Source organism: Kitasatospora sp. NPDC023118 (assembly GCF_055560875.1).
Map to the genome: position 1 here is coordinate 100157 of NZ_JBVHHW010000007.1, position 19129 is coordinate 119285.

Genomic DNA, 19129 nt, shown 5'->3' on the forward strand with positions numbered 1-19129 from the left:
GTCGCGAGGCCGGAAGTCAGCTCCCGAGCGCCGAACGTCAGGCGTCGAGTCGGGTCATCCCACGCCCACCGGGGCCCGTTCCGGCGCCGCCACCACCGCCAGCCGTCGCAGGCTCGCCCGGCGCTGGACCAGGCTGAGACCGGTGGACGCGGCGCCGAGCGCCAGCCAGCCGACCGGACCGGCCACCATCACCGCGCCGGTCAGCAGCATCGGGCCCACCGACTTCTGCACCGACTGGGACATCCCCGCCACTCCCAGGTACGAGGCCCGGGCACGCGACGGCGCCAGGCTGACCGCCAGCTCCCAGGAGCTGACCGAGCGCATCAGCTCCGCCAGCGTGACCAGCGCCGCGGCGGCCAGCAGGGCGATCGTGGCGGTCCAGGGGCCGCCGCCGGTCGAGAGCGCGATCAGCACGCAGGTCGCCAGCAGCAGCACCCCGTACCAGCCCACCGCCGTGGTCACCCCGCGCGGGCGCTCGGCCCAGGCGGAGACGCGCATCTGCAGCAGCACCACGAGCACGGTGTTGAGGGTCAGGAAGACCGGGACGACGGCGTGCGGGGCGTCGGTGTGGTGGATGAGCCAGAGCGGCAGACCGACGTTGAGGATCGAGTCGTCCAGGCACATCGGCAGGTCCAGCAGGACGAACAGCAGGTAGTCGCGGTCCCGCCAGGGGCTCGGCACGGCGGACGGCTCGCCTGCCGACGGCCCACCGGCCGTCGATCCGGCAGCCGCTCCGTTCACCGACTCCGCGGTAGCCGTCACCAGCCCGCGCCCGTCCGGCTCCTCGGTGCGCCAGATCATCGCCGCGGCCAGGACGTACGAGAGCGCGTTGGCCACGATCAGCGCGCGGTAGGCGGTCGTGGTGCCCACCGCCAGGCCGATCGCCGCGATGCCCGCGCCGACCGCGTACCCGGCGTTGGCCACGCTGCGGAACACCGCCTGGTACGTGCTGCGCCGCTCACCCGCGACCCGGGTGGCGAAGAGCATCTCCAGGGTCTTGGCGCCCCGTTCGGCCAGGCAGGTCAGGGCGACGACCACCAGCAGCGCGGCGTAGTGGTCGACCACCAGCAGCAGGCCCATCGTCCCCAGCCGCAGCAGGTGGCATCCGATCAGCAGCCCGCGCACCGGCAGCCGCTCGGCCGCCCGCCCGGCCAGCGGCGACCCGGCGATCCCCGCCACCGCGCCGACCCCGAGCAGCAGCCCGAGCCGGCCCGCGTCCATCCCGCAGACGTAGGTGAAATACAGCACCGACGCCGCCGCCCAGACTCCGGTCCCGGTCCGGTCCACTCCCTCCGCCAGCAGCATGATCCGCGCGTCCCGCCCACCCGGCGGCCGCCGCAGCTGTGCCAACAGTCCGTTCCCCCGCACGCGCAGGTCCCCCGTCTCACGATCACCGTCATCAATCTCGACATCAAGATACTTCATGTCGAGAGATATGGCGATCACCCGGCCCGACCAGGCCAGGAGGACGCCTTCGTCCCCGGCGGCACCTCCTCCGTCGACCGATTGTCAGTGCCGCCCGCTACGGTCGCCCCCTAACGCACCATCACCAGGGGGCAACACCATGACCACACCGGGCACCAGCCCACTCACCACCGCCGAACTCGTGGACGGCTGGCGCCGGGTCGGCGTCCGCGAGGGCATGTCGCTGATCGTGCACTCCTCACTCTCCAGCCTCGGCCGGGTCGAGGGCGGCGCGCAGGCCGTGGTGGCCAGCCTGCGCGAGGCGGTCGGGCCGGGCGGCACCGTCGCGGCGCCCGCCTTCACCACCGGCACGGTCTGCGACCCGGCGCCGGAGCAGACCGGCGTGCCCACCCCCGAGATCGCCGAACTCCGCTCCGCCGTCCCGCTGTTCCACCCCGATCTGCCCTCCCGGATGGGCGCGATAGCCGAGGCGCTGCGCGCTCTGCCGGAGAGCCTGCGCAGCACCCACCCGCAGGCCTCGGTCGCCGCCGTCGGCGCCCACGCCCGGGAGGTCACCGCCCGCCTCTCACTCGGCTTCGCCATCGGCCGGGAGTCGCCCTTCGGCGCCCTGCACGACCTCGGCGGGTACGTGCTGCTGATCGGCGTCGGGCACAACCGCAACACCTTCCTGCACTACGCCGAGACCTTTGTCCCCAACCGGCGGCTCAAGCTGCGCCGGTTCCCGATGGCGATCCAGGGGGAGCGGGTCTGGATCGAGACGCTCGACGTGGGCGACGACAACGACACCCACTTCCCGGTCGTGGGGCGGGAGTTCGAGGAGCAGGCCGGCATCCGCGAGGTGCTGGTCGGCAACGCGCCCTGCCGCCTCGTCCCGGTCCGCGAGCTCATACCCTTCGCCGTCCGCCGCCTCACCGAACTGCTGGCGGCGGACGGCCCCGGAGCGGCGTAGCCCGGCCACTCACGTCTCCACGAGCGGCCGGGCCGTGCCCGTCACCCGACTACCCGGCTTGGTGTCAGTGCCGTGCGTCGTGCAGCGAGTTGGTGTCCTGGATCTTCTTCCAGGACTTCGGCTCCACCGGCAGCTGCTTGTCACCCCGGTCCGCCCCCGGCGCCAGCGAGGCCGCGGCCGGGGTGCCCGCCGGCACCGGCCCGACGGCAGGCTTGGCGGCGGTGAACAGCCAGGTGTTGAAGAGGTCGCCGAGCTTCTTCCCGGACACCTTCTCCGCGTACGCCTGGAGCTCCGGGATGGTCGCGTTGCCGTAGCGCCGCTCGGTGGGCCAGCCCTTGAGGATCTGGAAGAACTTCTCGTCCCCGACGGCGTTGCGCAGCGCCTGGATGGCCACCGCACCCCGGTCGTACACGGCGTTCGCGAACTGGTTCTGCGCGCCCGGGTCGCCCGGCTTGACGGTCCAGAACGGGTCGTCGGCCGGGTGCGAGGCGTAGACGTAGTCGGCCAGCTCCTGCGCGGTGCCCTCGTCCTCGTGCTCGGACCAGAGGAACTGCGCGTACCGGGCGAAGCCCTCGTTCAGCCAGATGTCGCTCCAGCGCGAAAGCGAGACGCTGTCGCCGTACCACTGGTGGGCCAACTCGTGCACGACCACCGAGGTGTTGGCGCCCTTGGCGAACTGCCGGGGGCTGTAGAAGACCCGGGTCTGGGTCTCCAGGGCGAAGCCGGTCGGGACGTTGGGGACGTAGCCGCCGACCGAGCTGAACGGGTAGTCACCGAAGATGCCGCTCAGCCAGTCCACCAGCTCGCCGGTGCGCTCGACGCTGGCCCGGGCCGCGTCCCCGTTGTCCCCGAGGTCCTTGCTGTACGCGTTGTAGACCGGCAGCCCGCTCGGCGTGGTGTCCGCGCTGATGTCGAACTTGCCGACCGCGAGCGTGGCCAGATAGGTCGCCTGGGGCTTGTTCTCACGCCAGCTGTAGCGGGTCCAGCCGGCCTGCGAGGTGGCGCCGGTCAGGATGCCGTTGCTGATCACCTGGTTGCCGTCCGGCACCTGCACCGAGACGTCGAAGGTGGCCTTGTCGCTCGGGTGGTCGTTGCTCGGGAACCACCACCAGGCCGACTCGGGCTCGCCCGCCGCCACCGCGCCGTCCGGCGTGCGCAGCCAGGCGGTGAAGCCGTACTTCTCCACGGTGGACGGCACACCCTTGTAGCGGACCACCACGGTGGCCTGGCTGCCCTTGGCCAGCGGCCGGGCCGGGGTGATCTCCAGCTCCTGCTCGCCGCTGGTGGCGAAGGTCGCGGGCCGCCCGTTGACCCGGACCTCCGAGACGTTCAGCGCGAAGTCGAGGTTGAACCGGGACAGGTCCTGGGTCGCCGTGGCGAGGATGGTGGTGGTGCCCTCCAGTTCGTCGGTGGCGGGCTGGTACTTCAGCCGGATGTCGTAGTGCGAGACGCGGTAGCCGCCGTTGCCGTAGGTCGGGTAGTAGGGGTCGCCGACCCCGGCCGCGCCGGGTTGGAAGTCGGCAGCCGAGGCGGGGACGGCCAGGAACAGGCTCAGGGCACTGGCAGCAGAGACGATCAGCCTCTTGCGCAACGTGGTCCTCCAGGATCACCGGAACGATGGGTTGGATCGATCCTTGTCCCGGTGGCCCGTGGTCCACTCCCCGATTATGAGATGTTCATGAAAAGAAACGCGCCGAAATGACGCCGCCGCAGCGCTGTCACCCGTCCCAGCCGTCACCCGCGCCCCACCGGCCGTCCCACCCGAACGGCCGCCCCACCGGCCGCCCCGCCAGCGGCCCCGCCCCAAGGGCGTTCCGCTACGCCCCCAGCACCACCGGCGCCCGGACCAACGAGCCGTACTCCGTCCACGAGCCGTCGTAGTTCTTCACGTGCGGGTACCCCAGCAGCTCGGTGAGCGCGAACCAGGTGTGCGCGGACCGCTCGCCGATCCGACAGTAGGCGATCACCTCGCGCTCCGCCTCCACGCCCTTGCCCCCGTACAGCGCCCGCAGCTCCTCGGCCGAGCGGAACGACCCGTCGTCGTTGGCCGCCTGCGACCAGGGCACGTTGACCGCCCCGGGGATGTGCCCCGGCACCTGGGCCTGCTCCTGCGGCAGGTGCGGCGGCGCGATCAGCTCGCCCCGGAACTCCGCCGGGGAGCGGACGTCCACCAGCACCGCGTCCGCGCCGGGCTTGGCGAACACCTCGGCCTTGGCCAGCACCTCGTCCCGCAGCGCCCGCAGTTCGGGCCGCTCCGGCCCGGTCAGCCGGTAGCCGGTGTGCTGGTAGTCCATCACCTCCCGGGTGAGCTCCCGCCCCTCCAGCTCCCACTTCTTGCGCCCGCCGTCGAGCAGCCGCACCGGCCCGAAGCCGCGCAGCCGCAGCAGCCAGTAGGCGTAGGCGGCGAACCAGTTGTTGTTGCCGCCGTACAGCACCACGGTGGTGTCGTCCTCCACCCCGGCCGCCCGCAGCAGTCGCTGGACGCCCGCGCGGTCGACGTAGTCGCGGCCGACCTGGCTGTGCAGGTCGGTGGTCCAGTTCCAGCCGACCGCGCCGGGGATGTGGTCCCGGTCGTAGGCGGTGCTGTCCTCGTCCACCTCGACGACCCGGATCGTCCCGTCGTCCAGGTGGTGGGCCAGCCACTCGGTGCGTACCAGCGCCTCGGGGTGCGCGTAGCCGTTGCCGGTCATCCCAGGCCCTCCTTCGCTCTGCCCAGGCTGCGGCGCCCGACCACGGGCAGGGGCAGGCCGCGCTGGGCACTGCGGGGCGCCGGCGACCGGGCCGGACAGTTCGAAGCTACGCCGACCGTCCGGCCCGGTCCACTCCGGCCCGGTCCGAACCGGGACTGGTCCGTCAGCCGCCCGCCGCGCCGTCCAGCCGGGCCAGGTAGTACAGGTTCAGCACGTCCCCCTCGACGCGCTTCACGTCCACCAACCGGAACCCGGCCTCCGCCAGCATCCGCCGGGCCGTCTGCTCGCCCCAGACCGCCCCGAGACCCTCGCCGTCCTCGCCGAGCGAGACCGTCATGCAGAAGAAGGTCGAAAAGGTGTACAGCGCGGGCGCCAGCGGGTGGTCGATGTTCTCCTCCAGCTTGCTGCTGGCGTCGACGTCGCCCATCAGGAAGACGCCGTCGGGCCGCAGCGCGCCCGCGATCGCGGCCAGGGCGCGGGTCGGCCGGGCCAGGTCGTGGATCACGTCGAAGGCGGTGACCAGGTCGTACCTGCCGATCAGCTCGGCGCAGTCGGCGACCTCGAACCAGGCGTTGTGGAGGCCGAGTTCGGCCGCCGATTCGCGGGCGGCGGCGACGCCCTCGGCAGAGATGTCGATCCCGGTGAACCGGCTCGCGGGGAACGCCCTGGCGAGCACGGTGACGGCGTGCCCCTGCCCGGTGCCGACGTCCAGCACGTCGATCCCGGCCCGCAGCCGCTCGGTCAGCCCGGGCACCATCGGCACGATCGCGTCCACCAGTACCAGGTCGTACACCCGGGCGGTCTCCTCGGCCTGCAGCTGCTGGAAGCGCGGGTAGGCCGAGTACGGCATTCCGCCGCCGGTGCGGAAGTGGCCGAGCAACTCCTGCTCGACCTCACCCATCATCGCGAGGAACGGCATCATGCCCGCCAGGTTCGCCGGGCCGGCCGCTCTGGTCAGTGACGCCGCGTGCTCGGGCGGCAGCGTGTAGGTGCGCTGTCGCGGGTCGTACTCGACGAACCCGGCGACCACCATGCCGCCCAGCCACTCGCGCACGTAGCGCTCGTTCAACCCGGCGGCGCGAGCGATCTCCTCACTGGTCGACGGCGCGAGCCCGGCCATCAGGTCGAAGAGCCCGGTCTGGTGGCCGATGCTGGTCAGGAGTCCCAGGCAGGCGTCGTTCAGGACCTCCAGCACGCGTCCGGCGAAGTCCTCCTGCTTCGCCACATCCAGCTCCCGTGCGGACATCACTCCTCCTCCGTAGCCGGGACGGCGACCCCCTCCTGTCACGCTACGCGCGTGCGGTTCGGGCGGGCAGCCCGACGATTCCAGGGGGTCGCCGAACTGCCCCGCACGTCGCCGGAGACCGGCTGGATCGGAGAAGCGTCAATGGGTCAGGAGAAGATCACAGAGCGCAGCTTCAGCCGGTCGCCGAGCCTCTTCCCGGGGTTCATGACGTAGAAAGTGTCACCGTTGCAGTCGAAGTCGAGGAACACCGTCGCCGTGGAGTTGGTGAAGTTCTCCGGAGCGAAGCCCGGCTTCTCCTCGGTGGTGAAGGGAAGGTCGATGCACTTACCGCTCTCCGGGTCGGCGATGCCGACCGGAACGCCCGGGCCGACCTTGTAGAGGAAATCACCGGTGGCGGCGTTGGCGGACATCGGGACGGCGAGGACGAGGGCGACGGCAGTGGCGACGGCGAGCGCGGCATTGCGGAGACGCATGGGTAAGGGCCTTTCAGGTGGTACGCGGGGTACCAAAGGAATTGGTGCGAGATCACCCTAGAGGCCCAAAATCCGCAGAAACGGTTCTCCCAATCCACTCGTTCGAGTGGTTTAAATGGCAAAGCCGCTACTCGCCGCACCCGCCGATGCCTGCCCGTATCAGACGCCCGATTCCCGGAATCCGCATGTCAGTTCGGCGGCGCCGTGAAGAAGTACCCCGAGTCGATCAGCGCCGGGAGGTACAGCCTCAGCGCCGCCACCGTCTGCGAGCGGTCCCCGCCGCCGTCGTGGTTGAGCACGATCGACCCGGGCCTGACGTCCTTGAGGATCCGGTCGGTGATCGCCGAGGTGCCCGGCTGGGCCCAGTCCCGCGGGTCCACCGACCAGCCCAGGTTCCGCATCCCGAGGTCGGCGCTCACCTTGAGTGACACCGGAGACCAGTCCCCGCCCGGCGCGCGGAACCAGGTGGGCTGCCGACCGGTGGTCCGGTGCAGCAGGTCGGAGGTCCGCTCCAGCTCGTCCCGGACCTTGTCCTCGGACATGTGCCGCAGGTCCGGATGGGTCCAGGTGTGGTTGGCGATGTGATGGCCGCGGTCCGCGATCTCCTTCACCAGGCCCGGGTGCTCGACGACGTTCTCGCCGATCAGGAAGAAGGTCGCCCGGATCCCGTGCTGCGCGAGCAGATCCAGCACGGTGGGCGTGTACCGGGGGTCCGGGCCGTCGTCGATGGTGAGCGCCACCACCCGCTGCGCCGGGTCCAGCTCGTACACCGGTTTGCTCTCCGCATCGGTGAGCACCCGGCGAATGGGCTCCAGGCTCGGCGCGGAGGCCGAGCCTGAGGGCGGCACCGGTGAGGGCACGGCGGGCGAGACGGACGGCCACGGCGATGGTGTTCCGAGCGGCACGGCCGAGGGCACCGGGGCGCCGGCCCCACCCGCCGCGGCGGTCTCCGGACCGGCCGCCGAGGACGCGTGATCCCCCTCGTTCCAGGGGCTCTTGCAACCGGCGGCCGCGCCCAGCAGGGACATCCCCGCGGCGACCAGCAACAACCTACGCGAGGTGATCCGAGACATCATCGAGACTTTAATCTGACGATCTGACAGCATTCTGGATGCTTCCCCCGCCGGTGACCGCCGATCTCCGAGGGCAACTCCGACGGCCCCGATCACCACTCCGACGGCCCAGGGTGACCGGCCGTACACCCCGCACACCCGACCCTTCCCCGACCGGACGCCCGGCTTCCCGCCGAGGCCGCTACGCTGTGCTCCCCAGTGTGATGATCCGCCATCAGAGGACGTGGCCATGACGACAAGTCAGGACTTCCCCCAGCAGGGCCCACAGGACGAGGACGCCGCCGAGCTGAGCCAGTGGGAACGTTTCGGCGTCGACACCACCACTGCGCACTCAGCGCGCGTGTACGACTACTGGCTGGGCGGCAAGACCAACTTCCCGCCGGACCGCGCCATGGGGCAGGCCATCGAGGAGGCCGTGCCGAGCGTCAAGGAGATGGCCAAGGCCAACCGCGCCTTCCAGGGCCGGGCGGTCCGCTACCTGGCCCGGGAGCACGGCATCCGCCAGTTCCTCGACCTCGGCACCGGTATCCCCACCTCGCCTAACACCCACGAGATCGCCGAGACGGTCAGCCCCGGCACCCGGGTGGTCTACGTCGACAACGACCCGATCGTGCTCGCCCACGCCCGCGCCCTGATGGTCTCCAGCCCGGCCAGCCGCACCACCTACATCCACGCCGACCTGCGCAAGCCCGCGGAGCTGTTCGCCGACCCGGCGCTCACCTCCACCCTGGACCTCACCCAGCCGGTCGGCCTGCTGATGATCGCCGTCCTGATGCTGATCGCCGACGAGGACGACCCGTGGGGCCGGGTCGCCGCGCTGCGCGACGCCCTGCCCGTCGGCAGCTGCATCGCCCTCACCACCCCCACCCCGGACTTCGACCCGGAGGCGGTCGGCAAGGTCGCCGAGGCGGCCCGGGCCGGCGGGATGACCCTGGTGCCGCGCGGCTACGACGACGTGCTCCGCTTCTTCGACGGCTGGGAGCTGGTCGAGCCGGGCGTCGCCCCGGTCCTGGCCTGGCGCCCGGACGGCGAACCGCCGGCCGACCCGAAGGCGGCGTACTACTGGGGCGGCGTCGCCATCAAGCGCTGACGCCGTCACGTGCTACAAACCCCCGGGCGGGACGGCCGCGCGCCGTCCCGCCCGGGGAGTCACTTCAGCAGCCGCGACAGGCGGCGGTCCGCCAGCGGCTTGCCCCCGGTCTGGCAGGTCGGGCAGTACTGCAACGAGGAGTCCGCGAAGGACACCTCCCGCACGGTGTCCCCGCAGACCGGGCAGGGCCGGCCGGTCCGCCCGTGCACCCGCAGCCCGATCTTCTTCTCCGCCTTCAGCTCCCCCGCCGCCAGCCCGCGCGAGCGCTCCACCGCGTCGCGCAGCGTGCCGCCGAGCGCCTCGTACAGCCGCGCCGTCTCCTCCTGCGTCAGACTGGCCGCCAGCTTGTACGGCGACATCCGGGCCGCGTGCAGCACCTCGTCCGAGTAGGCGTTGCCCACGCCCGCCAGCACGCTCTGGTCCCGCAGCACTCCCTTGATCCGGCGGCGGTCGCCCCGGATCAGGGCGGCGAAGTCCTCGAAGGTGAAGCCGGGGTCGAGCGGGTCCGGGCCGAGCCTGGCCACGCCCGGCACCTCGGCCGGGTCCTTCACCACGTACACGGCGAGCCCCTTCTTCGTCCCGGCTTCGGTGAGGTCGAAGCCGTCCCCGGCCTCGCCCGCCAGGCGCAGCCGCAGGGCGAGCGGGTTCCTCGGGCTCGGACGCGGCGGCTCGGCGGGCAGGCCGTCCCTCCAGCGCAGCCAGCCGGCCCGGGCCAGGTGGACGACCAGGTGCAGCCCGCCGGCCTCGACGTCCAGGAACTTGCCGTGCCTGGTCACCGACCCGACCGTCCGTCCCTCCAGGGCCGTCACCGGTGGGTCGTACGTCTTCAGCGCGCTGATCGCCACCGGCTGCACCCGGGCGATCACCCGCCCGGTCAGCCGCTCGGACAGGAAGGCGCTCAACGCCTCCACCTCGGGCAGCTCCGGCATGCGCCCAGTCTCCCCCACCACGCCCCGCCCCGCTTCTCCGTCAGCCGTCCCTCCTCACCACCCGACCCAGCACCCTTTGCCTCCACCCGTCCCGAAGAGGAGGCTGGGACCCGAGGAGGCCCCGCAATGAGCGAGCGCAGCACGGGGTCCCCCCGGCCGAAGGCCGGGGAGGATTCATCGAAGGGCGCGCGTTGTGCGAATCGCCCACCCAGCGCAGCGAGGAGGGCTCATGAGCACTCTTGAGGAACAGATCGACATCGCCGCCCCCGTCCTCGCCGCCTGGGAGCAGCTGCACCGGGTGCACGAGTACCCGCAGTTCGTGGACGGCGTCCGCAGCGCGCACCCGCACGGCCGGAACCTCGCGCACCTCGGGGTGCGGGTCAGCGGTACCGAGCACTCGGTCGACACCGAGATCACCGATCTCGGCCGGGGCCGGGTGATGTCCTGGCGGACGCTGAACTACGCCCATCTGCGTGGTGCCTTCGCGCTGCTGCCGCTCGACGCCCGGCACACCCGGTTGCAGATCCGGGTGGAGTACGACCCGGAGGCGGTGCAGCGGGAGTTCGGCGGCCCGCGCGGCTTCGCTCAGGCCGGGGCGATCGAGCGGGCGGTGCGCGAGGACCTGGAGCACTTCCGGGAGCTGGTCGAGGCCCGGGTGAGTGCCGCCGACGGTCACCCGCACGACTCCCACGACACTCCGTAAGAAGCACATAAGCCCAGCTCAGGGAGGGTGGTGAGGCTGTTCACAGCCCGCTGTGCGGCCGACCGTTGCGCTTCCGACCTGTGGCAGACTCGGATGCCATGGACATCGGCCCGGTCACCAGGACGCTCCGCGCGGCGGTCTTCGCCGCGCTGGTCGTGCTGCTCGCCGGGCTCGGCCAGGTGCTGGTCACCGGCCGGGCACTGCCGGTCGGCACGATGGGTCTGGCCGCCGTCGCCGTGTTCGTCGTCGCCCTCGCCCTGGCCGGCCGCGAGCGCGGCTACCCGGCGATCGCGGCGGTGTTCCTGCCGCTGGAGCTGGGTGTCAGCGCACTGTTCGACCTCGCGCAGAGCACCTGCCCCTCCCTGCCGCCCGGCGCCGCGCACGGCTTCCAGCCGCTGCTGTGCGGCGGAGGCTCACTCGGCGGGTTCCTGCTCGACCACGGTGTCTCCCAGCAGACCGGCGTCCTGCTGCTCCTGCTGCTGCACACGGTGATCGCGCTGGCCGGCGCGTTCTGGCTGCGCCGCGCGGACGCCGCCCTGGCCGGGCTCGCCCACGCCGTCCGGATGCTGGGCGAGTTCCTGCAGCGCCACCTTCCGGCCGCCGCCCGCTGGCTGCTGCTGCTCGCCGCGCCCGTCCCGGCCCGTCCGGTGGCGCGGGTGCCGTTCCCCCGGGCCAGCCGCGCGCTGGTCCCGGCCGAGGACGTGGCCGTCCGTCCGGCCGTCCGGCGTGGCCCGCCGGTGTTCGCCCTGGCCGCCTGAGCATCCCTCCGCTCGGCCGGTCCCCTCTCCCCGGCGCGGACGCCGATCCGTCGCGCCCGCACCTGCGCATGCCCGAGAGCACACGAGAGCACAGGACGACACCCCGTGAGCAACACCCGTAAGACCGACAAGCAGACCACCGCCACCGAGCGCATGCGCACCGCCCGCGCCCAGGCCGAGCGCTCCGGTCGCATTCGCCGCCGGGTCGTGGTCGGCGCCGCCTGCGCCGCCGTGCTCGCCCTCGCGGCGGGCGTGGCCTTCGCCGTCGGCGGCTCCTCCGGCTCCTCCTCGGACGCCGCCGCGAGCGGCCCGCTGGTCGTCCCGGCCAACGTGACCGGCACCGGCGGCACCGTGATCACCTACGGCAAGGCCGACGCCCCGCACACCCTGGAGGTCTACGAGGACTTCCGCTGCCCGTTCTGCGAGCAGCTGGAGACCACCACCGGCAAGACCGTCCAGCAGCTCGCCGACAACGGCACGTACAAGATCGAGTACCACCTGGCGACGTTCCTGGACAAGAACCTCGGCGGCAAGGGCTCGCGCACCGCGCTGGCGGCGGCCGGCGCCGCGCTGAACGAGGGCGTGGACAAGTTCAAGCAGTTCCACGACGTGCTGTACGCCAACCAGCCGGACGAGCGCAGCGACGCCTTCGGCGACGTCAACCACATCCTCGACCTGGCCGGCCAGGTGCCCGGCCTGAAGACCGACGCCTTCGTCAAGGCCGTCCAGGACGGCACCTACGCGCCCTGGGCGGCCAAGGTCAACGAGGAGTTCGACAAGAGCGACGTGACCGGCACCCCGACCGTCAAGCTGGACGGCAAGAAGCTGGACGTCCTCAGCAACGGCAAGGCCGCCTCCCCCGAGCAGTTCACCGCGATGGTCAAGCAGGTGACCGGGTGACGGCCGCCGCCCCCGCCGCGCGGACGAACGCCGCGCGGACCTACGGCGCGAACCGTCCGTCCGCCTGGCTGCTGGTGATCGGCGGCCTGGTCGGCCTGGTCGCCTCGACGGTCCTCACCCTGGACAAGATCCGGCTGCTGCGGGACCCGTCGTACGTCCCCAACTGCAACATCAATCCGATCATCAGCTGCGGCTCGATCATGCGCAGCGGCCAGGCGGAGGCCTTCGGCTTCCCCAACTCGCTGATCGGCCTGGTCGGCTTCGGGGTCGTCGTCGCGGTCGGCGCCGGGCTGCTCGCCGGGGCGACGTACCGGCGCTGGTTCTGGCTCGGCCTGCAGGCGGGGACGGCCTTCGGGGTCGGCTTCGTCAGCTGGCTGATGTACCAGGCGCTGTACCGGATCGGCGCGCTCTGCCCGTACTGCATGGTGGTGTGGGCGGCGGTGATCCCGCTGTTCTGGTACACCACCCTGCACAACCTGCGCAGCGGGGTGATCCCGGTGGGCCCGAAGGCGCGGGTGGTCGTGCGGGAGGCCGCGCGCTACCACTGGGTCGTCCCGGCCCTGTGGTACGCGGTGATCGCGCTGCTGATCCTCAACCGGTTCTGGTACTACTGGAGCACCCTGATCTGATCCACCTCCGCCGCCCCCACCTGCCACGGGCGGGGGCGGCGGTGGTCCCCGCCACCCCCGGCCCGGTTGGTCAGCCCTCGACCGGCGCGAAGGTGAACTTCTCGACCTCGGCGAGGAGTTCGGCCCGGCGCTGGTCGTCGATGAAGGAGGCACGGAAGGAGTTGGCGGCCAGCCGGCGCAGGGTCTCCTGGTCGAGGGCGAGGGCCTGGCGGACGGCGCGGAAGTTGTCCTCGACGTAGCCGCCGAAGTAGGCCGGGTCGTCGGAGTTGACGGTGACCAGCAGGCCGGCGTCGAGCATCTCGCGCAGCGGGTGGTCGGCGAGGGTGTCGACGCAGCGCAGGCGGACGTTGGAGAGCGGGCAGAGAGTGAGCGGGATCTGCTCGCGGACCAGGCGGGCGACGAGTTCGCCGTCCTCCAGGCAGCGCAGGCCGTGGTCGATCCGCTCCACGCCGAGGACGTCCAGCGCCTCGGTGATGTACGAGGCCGGGCCCTCCTCGCCCGCGTGGGCGACGCGGCGCAGGCCGGCCTCGGCGGCCCGCCGGTAGACCTCGCGGAACTTCGCTGGCGGGTTGCCGACCTCGGCCGAGTCCAGGCCGATGCCCGAGATCCGGTCGAAGTAGGGGCGGGCGGCCTCGAAGGTCTCCAGCGCCGAGTCGGCGGACTCGTCGCGCAGGAAGCACATGATGAGCCGGGTGCTGATGCCGTACCGCTCCTCGCTGCGCGACAGCGCCCGCGTCAGCCCGTCCACCACCACGCCGAGCGGCACCCCGCGGGCGGTGTGCGCCTGGGGGTCGAAGAAGATCTCGGCGTGCCGCACGCCCTGCTCGGCGGCCCGGGCCAGGTACGCGTCGGCGAGGTCGGCGAAGTCCTGCTCGGTGCGCAGCACGGCCATCAGCGCGTAGTAGAGGTCCAGGAAGGACTGCAGGTCGCTGAAGGAGTACGCCTTCCGCAGCTCCTCGGTGTCGGCGTACGGGAGTGCGACGGCATTGCGCTCGGCGAGGGCGAAGGCGAGTTCGGGCTCCAGGGTGCCTTCGATGTGCAGGTGGAGTTCGGCCTTGGGAAGCGGCATCAGCGATCTGTCCGGAGGTAGTGGGGCGAACCTGAAGGTACGGAAGAATTCATCCTACGATCTTTCCCGTCGGTGGGGGCGCTGTCGGCAACTCCCGGACGGTACGCAGCGGTGAGAACAGCGGCAGCGTGCCGGCGAGCGTGAGCAGGCCGGTCATCACCCACATCGTCGCCCGCAGACCGATCACCGCGCCCAGCGCCCCGCCGGCCAGGGCGCCGAGCGGAATGGTGGCGTGGACGGCGAACATCGATCCGGCCGCCACCCGGGTGAGCAGCTCGGGCGGGGTGTAGGACTGGCGGAAGCTGCCGAGCACGATGTTGCAGAGCACCACCGCCGCGACGACGGCGAGCGATCCGAGCACGTACAGCACCGTCCCTGGGCCCGGCCCGGCCAGCGGCATCAGCAGCCCGAACGGTATGACGGTGAGCAGCACGATCCGCGTCCCGCGCGCCGTCCCGAGCCGGCGGCACAGCGGCCGGGCCGCCAGCGAGCCGAGCACGCCGCCGACCGCGGCGGCGGAGGCGAGGGCGCCGACCCAGCCGGGGGCGATCCCGGCCGCCCGGACCAGGAACAGCGCCAGGATCGACTGGTAGCCCATGAGCGCGAAGTTCGCGGCGGCGCCGAAGCACAGGAAGGCGCGCAGGTACGGGTCGCCCAGCAGGAAGGACAGCCCCTCCCGGACCTGCCCGAGCATGCCCGCCTGCTCGCGGACCACCGGCTCCGGCCGGGAGCGGATCCGCAGCAGGGTGCCGGCCGCGATCAGGAAGCTCACCGCGTCGATGAGCAACCCGGCTGCCGCGCCCACGAGTTGGACGATCAGCCCGGCCAGTCCGCGCCCGGCGACCTCGGCCGCCGAGCCGCTGCCCGTCAGCTTGGCGTTGCCCTCGATCAGGTGCTCCGGCGCCACCAGCTCGGGCAGGTACGCCTGGTCGGCGGCGTCGAAGAACACCGAGGAGACCCCGCTGAGGAAGGCCACGGCCAGCAGGTGCGCCATGGTGAGCACGCCGAACCAGCCCGCCACCGGCACGCTCGCGAACAGCGCGGCGGAGCCGAGGTTGCAACCGATCATCACGGCCCGCCGGGACACCCGGCCGACCCAGACCCCGGCCGGCAGGCCGAACAGCAGCCACGGCAGCCAGATCGCACTGGTCAGCAGGCCGGTGGCGAGCGGCCCGGCGTCCAGGGCGAGCACCGCGACCAGCGGCAGCGCGACGGTGGTGACGCTGCTGCCCAGTCGGCTGACGGTCTGCCCCGCCCACAGCAGCCGGAAGTCGCGTTGGGCGAACAGGCCCCAACGGGACCGGACTTGAGGGCTTTCGGGCGGCGGGGCGAGGGTGGCGGTCACGGCTTGGCCGGGACGCTGTGGGAGAAGGCGAGGACGGTCTCGCGCTCCCGCCCGTCCTCGGGCACCGGTCGGTCGGCCCACTTCTGGATCACCTCGTGCAGGTCCGCGGCCAGCTCCCGGGCCTCCTCCGGGGTGAGCCGCAGCCAGGCCTGGGTGGCCACCGAGCAGCCGTCCCGCCAGTCGGGCCCGTACCCGCCGCGCCGCACGGCCCATTCGCGGACCAGCTCGACCTGGCGCTCCAGGAGGATCGACCCGGCCGCGTCCGCGACGGCCTCGGCGACCGGGTCGCCGTCGAAGTCGGCCCGGGTCCAGCTCAGTTCCCGGTCCGCGAGCCGCCACCAGCGCTCGCGCCGGTCCCGGGCGAGTTCGGGCGCCTCCGCGATCAGCCCGCTCTCGGCCAGCACCTTCAGGTGGTGGCTGACGTTGCCGACCGCCTGCTCGGTGCGCTCGGCGAGCTGCCCGACGGTGGCCGGGCCGTGCACCTTGAGCAGGTCGAGCAGCCGGCGGCGCAGCGGGTGGGTGAGGGCGGCGAGCACCCGGGAGTCGGAGATCTCCCGGGTACCGCGCGGTTGGTCCGTCGTGTCGTCCATGGCCGGAGAATATCCACAAGAGCTCTTGTACGACACCCCTTTTACAATTTCTCTTGTGCAATCTGCCGGCACATCCCACCCACCAGCACGGGTGTACGGGCAGGGGCCACCGGGCACCCGGTAAAGGGGGCTTCCGCCGAGGAGGTACCGAGATGCGGCACGCCAACGACCCGCACATCCGGCCCGAGGGCATCTCCCCGCACGCTCTGGGCAACGACACCCTGCTGCACGAACTGGAGCAGCTGCACCGCACGCGCCACGAGACCTTCCTCTACGGCTCGGAAGAGGCGCTGAAGCGCCACACGCTGCGCACCGGGGAGCTGGAGGCCGAGTACCTGCACCGCTTCCCCAACCGGCAGGTGACCGCAGCGCGGACCAGGGCCGGAGCCCGGGCCCGGGAGGCGGCGGCCCGGGTGGAGTCACTGCCGGAGTGACCAACCGGCCCTCACCCCCGGCGGGACACGCCGGGCGGCGGTGGCGCGCCCGGGGCGGGCCGTCGGGGAGGGTGTGAGGGCAGACGCACCGGACCCGGACCCATCAGGGAGCCCCGCATGCCCATCGCCAGCGTCAACCCCGCGACCGGCGAGACCGTCCAGACCTTCGAACCGCTCGACGCGGCCGGGATCGAGCGGCGGCTGGCCCGCGCCGAGGCCGCCTTCCACAGCTATCGCAACACCTCCTTCGCCGCCCGCGCCGAGCTGCTGCGCCGGGCCGCCGACCTGCTGGACCAGGACCGGGAGGCCGCCGCCCGCACCATGACCGAGGAGATGGGCAAGCCGCTCGCCGCCGCCCGGGCCGAGGCCGCCAAGTGCGCCAAGGCGATGCGCTGGTACGCCGAGAACGCCGAGGAGCTGCTCGCCGACGAGCACCCGGCCCAGGCCGACGTGGCCGACTCCGGGGCCGCCCGCGCGTACGTCCGCTACCGCCCGCTGGGGCCCGTCCTCGCCGTGATGCCGTGGAACTTCCCGTTCTGGCAGGTGATCCGCTTCGCCGCGCCGGCCCTGATGGCGGGCAACGTGGGCCTGCTCAAGCACGCCTCCAACGTGCCGCGGACGGCGCTCGCGATCGAGGAGCTGTTCCGGCGGGCCGGCTTCCCCGAGGGCTGCTTCCAGACCCTGCTGATCGGCTCGGGCGCGGTCGAGGGCGTGATCCGGGACCGCCGGGTAGCCGCCGTCACCCTCACCGGCAGCGAGCCGGCCGGGCGGGCGGTCGCCGCCGCCGCGGCGGACGAGGTGAAGAAGGCGGTGCTGGAGCTGGGCGGCAGCGACCCGTACGTGGTCATGCCGAGCGCCGACCTGGAGGCGGCGGTGGGCACCGCCGTCCGGGCCCGGGTTCAGAACAACGGCCAGTCCTGCATCGCCGCCAAGCGCTTCATCGTGCACACCGACGTCTACGACCGCTTCACCGTGGCCTTCACCGAGGCGATGCGCTCACTGCGGGTCGGCGATCCGATGGACGAGGCCACCGACGTCGGCCCGCTCGCCAGCCGCCAGGGCCGGGACGACCTGGAGGAGCTGGTCGAGGACGCCCGCACCCACGGCGCCCGGGTCGAGTGCGGCGGCGACCGCCCGATGGGCTGGGACACCGGCTACTTCTACGAGCCGACCGTGCTGACCGGTATCACCCCGGCGATGCGGATCCATCTGGAGGAGACCTTCGGCCCGGTCGCCACCGTCTACCGGGTCGCCGACCTGGACGAGGCGGTGGCCGTCGCCAACGACACCCCGTTCGGACTCAGCTCCAACGTCTGGACCACCGACCAGGCCGAGCAGGAGCGCTTCGTCCGCGACATCCAGGCCGGCGGGGTCTTCTTCAACGGCATGACGGCCTCCCACCCGGCGCTGCCCTTCGGCGGCGTCAAGCGCTCGGGCTTCGGCCGGGAGCTGTCCGGGCACGGCATCCGGGAGTTCTGCAACGTCACCACGGTGTGGATCGGCTGAGCCCTCCCGGACGCCGTTCCACCGGCCGGGTCAGGAGGCCGCCATCCGGTGCCTGCCCCGGCCGGGCGTCGCCCAGCGCGCGACGACGCCCACCAGGGCGATGAACGTCAGGAACCAGAAGAAGGCCATCAGGCCGAGCATCGGCTCCCAGGCCGTCTGGACGCCGACCATGGCCAGGCCGATCGAGAGCGCGACCATGAAGGTCACGACGGTGGGGCTGAGGCTGAGCAGCCAGCGCCAGGCCCGGTGCCCGAGGCTCGGGTTCGGCGGGGCGTCGGGGCCGGTTTCGGCTTCCTTGTAGGTGAGCAGGTCCATCGGGATCGCCTCCAATGCTGGACGGGACGGAACGCCTGGCCCGGAGGTCAGGAGGCCTTGCGCGGAGCCGTGGACTTGCGGGCGGGTGTCTTCTTCGCCGAGGTGGTCTTCTTGGCGGCCGCAGCGGTCTTCTTCGCCGGGGCGCGCTTGCGGGGCGCGGGCTTCTCCTCCGGCTCCGCGGCCGGCGCGCGTCCGCCCTTGGCCTGCTTGAGGCTGCTGCGCAGCGCCTCCATCAGGTCGATCACGTTGTCCGGCGCCGGGCCGGGCTCCTCCTCGTGCGGCAGCTCGACGCCCTCCAGCCGGGCGGTGATCACCTGCTGGAGCGCCTGCTGGTAGTCGTCGTGCAGCTGGGCCAGGTCGAAGTCCTCGGAGAGGGTGTCCATCAGCGACCGCGCCATCTTCAGCTCCTGCGGCCGGACGCTGACGTTCTCCTCGGGCGCGATCCCGGCCGCCGGGCGGACCTCGTCGGGCCAGATGCAGGTCTGCAGCACCAGCGTCCCGTCGTGCACCCGCAGCACGGCGGGCGACTCCCGGGTACGCAGCGCGATCTTGGTGACCGCGATCTGCCCGGAGTCCACCAGGGCGTCGCGCAGCAGGGCGTACGGCTTGGCGGCCGCCTGGTCGGCGACGCCCACGTAGTAGGCCTTGGAGAACATCAGGGGGTCGATCTCGCCCGCGTCCACGAAGGCCAGCACGTCGATGATCTTCTTGCTGGGCAGCGGCAGGTCCGCGAGGTCCTCGTCGGTGAGGGTGACGGTCCGGCCGTCCGGCGACTCGTAGCCCTTGGCGATCTCGGCATACGGGACCTCCTTCTCCTCCCGCTCGCAGTACCGCTTCATCCGCACCCGACCGCCGTCCTTGGCGTGCACCTGGTGCAGCGGGACGTCGTGCTCCTGGGTCGCGGAGTAGAGGTGGACGGGGATGCTGACCAGCCCGAAGCTGATCGTCCCCTTCCAGGTGGTCTGCATGGGGTCGCTCCTGAAACGGCCGAGCGGCGTCGGGATT

The 19129-nt window shown here is 72.2% G+C and carries 20 protein-coding genes; 8 read left to right on the forward strand and 12 right to left on the reverse strand.

Features of this window, described 5'->3' with window-relative positions; genetic code table 11:
- Window positions 1–54: 54 nt before the first annotated feature.
- Window positions 55–1350 (reverse strand): MFS transporter, encoded by a 1296-nt coding sequence (locus ACZ3UD_RS11245; RefSeq protein WP_465585222.1) that lies wholly within the window; start codon window positions 1348–1350, stop codon window positions 55–57.
- Window positions 1351–1564: 214 nt separating this feature from the next.
- On the opposite strand from ACZ3UD_RS11245, the gene ACZ3UD_RS11250 reads away from it, so the two are divergent.
- Entirely contained in the window at window positions 1565–2374 is an 810-nt protein-coding gene (locus ACZ3UD_RS11250) for an AAC(3) family N-acetyltransferase (RefSeq protein ID WP_465585223.1), read from the forward strand.
- A gap of 64 nt (window positions 2375–2438) precedes the next feature.
- Here ACZ3UD_RS11250 and ACZ3UD_RS11255 read toward each other — a convergent pair whose 3' ends face one another.
- From ACZ3UD_RS11255 to ACZ3UD_RS11275, 5 genes are all read right to left on the reverse strand, one after another.
- Complete coding sequence (locus ACZ3UD_RS11255; protein ID WP_465585224.1) at window positions 2439–3965, reverse strand: M1 family metallopeptidase; 1527 nt, start codon at window positions 3963–3965, stop codon at window positions 2439–2441.
- A 226-nt stretch (window positions 3966–4191) separates the two neighbouring features.
- Complete coding sequence (locus ACZ3UD_RS11260) at window positions 4192–5064, reverse strand: sulfurtransferase (RefSeq protein WP_465585226.1); 873 nt, start codon at window positions 5062–5064, stop codon at window positions 4192–4194.
- A gap of 163 nt (window positions 5065–5227) precedes the next feature.
- The gene (locus ACZ3UD_RS11265; RefSeq protein WP_465585228.1) at window positions 5228–6310 is read right to left on the reverse strand and encodes a class I SAM-dependent methyltransferase; all 1083 of its coding nucleotides are present in this window, start codon (window positions 6308–6310) and stop codon (window positions 5228–5230) included.
- A 146-nt stretch (window positions 6311–6456) separates the two neighbouring features.
- On the reverse strand, window positions 6457–6783 hold the full coding sequence (locus ACZ3UD_RS11270; protein ID WP_465585229.1) for a hypothetical protein: 327 nt from the start codon (window positions 6781–6783) through the stop codon (window positions 6457–6459).
- A 188-nt stretch (window positions 6784–6971) separates the two neighbouring features.
- Window positions 6972–7856, reverse strand: coding sequence for a polysaccharide deacetylase family protein (locus ACZ3UD_RS11275; RefSeq protein WP_465585231.1), 885 nt, complete (start codon window positions 7854–7856; stop codon window positions 6972–6974).
- A 229-nt stretch (window positions 7857–8085) separates the two neighbouring features.
- Here ACZ3UD_RS11275 and ACZ3UD_RS11280 point away from each other — a divergent pair, with 229 nt between their 5' ends.
- The gene (locus tag ACZ3UD_RS11280) at window positions 8086–8946 is read left to right on the forward strand and encodes an SAM-dependent methyltransferase (RefSeq protein WP_465585232.1); all 861 of its coding nucleotides are present in this window, start codon (window positions 8086–8088) and stop codon (window positions 8944–8946) included.
- A 59-nt stretch (window positions 8947–9005) separates the two neighbouring features.
- On the opposite strand, the gene ACZ3UD_RS11285 is transcribed toward ACZ3UD_RS11280, so the two are convergent.
- On the reverse strand, window positions 9006–9875 hold the full coding sequence (locus ACZ3UD_RS11285; protein WP_465585234.1) for an Fpg/Nei family DNA glycosylase: 870 nt from the start codon (window positions 9873–9875) through the stop codon (window positions 9006–9008).
- A gap of 229 nt (window positions 9876–10104) precedes the next feature.
- Between ACZ3UD_RS11285 and ACZ3UD_RS11290 the strand changes: the two genes are divergently transcribed.
- The 4 genes from ACZ3UD_RS11290 (at window position 10105) to ACZ3UD_RS11305 (ending at window position 12865) form a co-directional block, all read left to right on the forward strand.
- Complete coding sequence (locus tag ACZ3UD_RS11290) at window positions 10105–10578, forward strand: SRPBCC family protein (RefSeq protein WP_465585235.1); 474 nt, start codon at window positions 10105–10107, stop codon at window positions 10576–10578.
- Between the two features lie 98 nt (window positions 10579–10676).
- Complete coding sequence (locus tag ACZ3UD_RS11295; protein WP_465585237.1) at window positions 10677–11336, forward strand: hypothetical protein; 660 nt, start codon at window positions 10677–10679, stop codon at window positions 11334–11336.
- A 105-nt stretch (window positions 11337–11441) separates the two neighbouring features.
- Window positions 11442–12236, forward strand: coding sequence for a DsbA family protein (locus ACZ3UD_RS11300; RefSeq protein WP_465585238.1), 795 nt, complete (start codon window positions 11442–11444; stop codon window positions 12234–12236).
- Window positions 12233–12865: a vitamin K epoxide reductase family protein gene (locus ACZ3UD_RS11305; protein ID WP_465585240.1), complete on the forward strand. Its 633-nt coding sequence runs from the start codon at window positions 12233–12235 to the stop codon at window positions 12863–12865. Before ACZ3UD_RS11300 ends, ACZ3UD_RS11305 begins: the two co-directional genes overlap by 4 nt.
- A 70-nt stretch (window positions 12866–12935) precedes the next feature.
- Here ACZ3UD_RS11305 and ACZ3UD_RS11310 read toward each other — a convergent pair whose 3' ends face one another.
- Genes ACZ3UD_RS11310 through ACZ3UD_RS11320 form a run of 3 tightly spaced genes read right to left on the reverse strand, consistent with a single transcriptional unit; the run spans window position 12936 to window position 15869 of the window.
- Window positions 12936–13934 (reverse strand): adenosine deaminase, encoded by a 999-nt coding sequence (locus ACZ3UD_RS11310; RefSeq protein ID WP_465585242.1) that lies wholly within the window; start codon window positions 13932–13934, stop codon window positions 12936–12938.
- A 49-nt stretch (window positions 13935–13983) separates the two neighbouring features.
- Window positions 13984–15279, reverse strand: coding sequence for an MFS transporter (locus ACZ3UD_RS11315; protein WP_465585244.1), 1296 nt, complete (start codon window positions 15277–15279; stop codon window positions 13984–13986).
- Window positions 15276–15869, reverse strand: coding sequence for an ArsR/SmtB family transcription factor (locus ACZ3UD_RS11320; RefSeq protein ID WP_465585245.1), 594 nt, complete (start codon window positions 15867–15869; stop codon window positions 15276–15278). The genes ACZ3UD_RS11315 and ACZ3UD_RS11320 overlap by 4 nt, the downstream gene beginning before the upstream one ends.
- 152 nt (window positions 15870–16021) lie before the next feature.
- On the opposite strand from ACZ3UD_RS11320, the gene ACZ3UD_RS11325 reads away from it, so the two are divergent.
- Window positions 16022–16303 (forward strand): DUF6158 family protein, encoded by a 282-nt coding sequence (locus ACZ3UD_RS11325; RefSeq protein ID WP_393028625.1) that lies wholly within the window; start codon window positions 16022–16024, stop codon window positions 16301–16303.
- A 117-nt stretch (window positions 16304–16420) separates the two neighbouring features.
- Window positions 16421–17809 (forward strand): NADP-dependent succinic semialdehyde dehydrogenase, encoded by a 1389-nt coding sequence (locus ACZ3UD_RS11330; RefSeq protein ID WP_465585247.1) that lies wholly within the window; start codon window positions 16421–16423, stop codon window positions 17807–17809.
- A gap of 30 nt (window positions 17810–17839) precedes the next feature.
- On the opposite strand, the gene ACZ3UD_RS11335 is transcribed toward ACZ3UD_RS11330, so the two are convergent.
- Both ACZ3UD_RS11335 and ku read right to left on the reverse strand, forming a co-directional pair.
- The gene (locus ACZ3UD_RS11335) at window positions 17840–18124 is read right to left on the reverse strand and encodes a hypothetical protein (RefSeq protein WP_465585249.1); all 285 of its coding nucleotides are present in this window, start codon (window positions 18122–18124) and stop codon (window positions 17840–17842) included.
- A 47-nt stretch (window positions 18125–18171) separates the two neighbouring features.
- Entirely contained in the window at window positions 18172–19092 is a 921-nt protein-coding gene (gene ku / locus ACZ3UD_RS11340; RefSeq protein ID WP_465585250.1) for a non-homologous end joining protein Ku, read from the reverse strand.
- Window positions 19093–19129 lie beyond the last annotated feature (37 nt).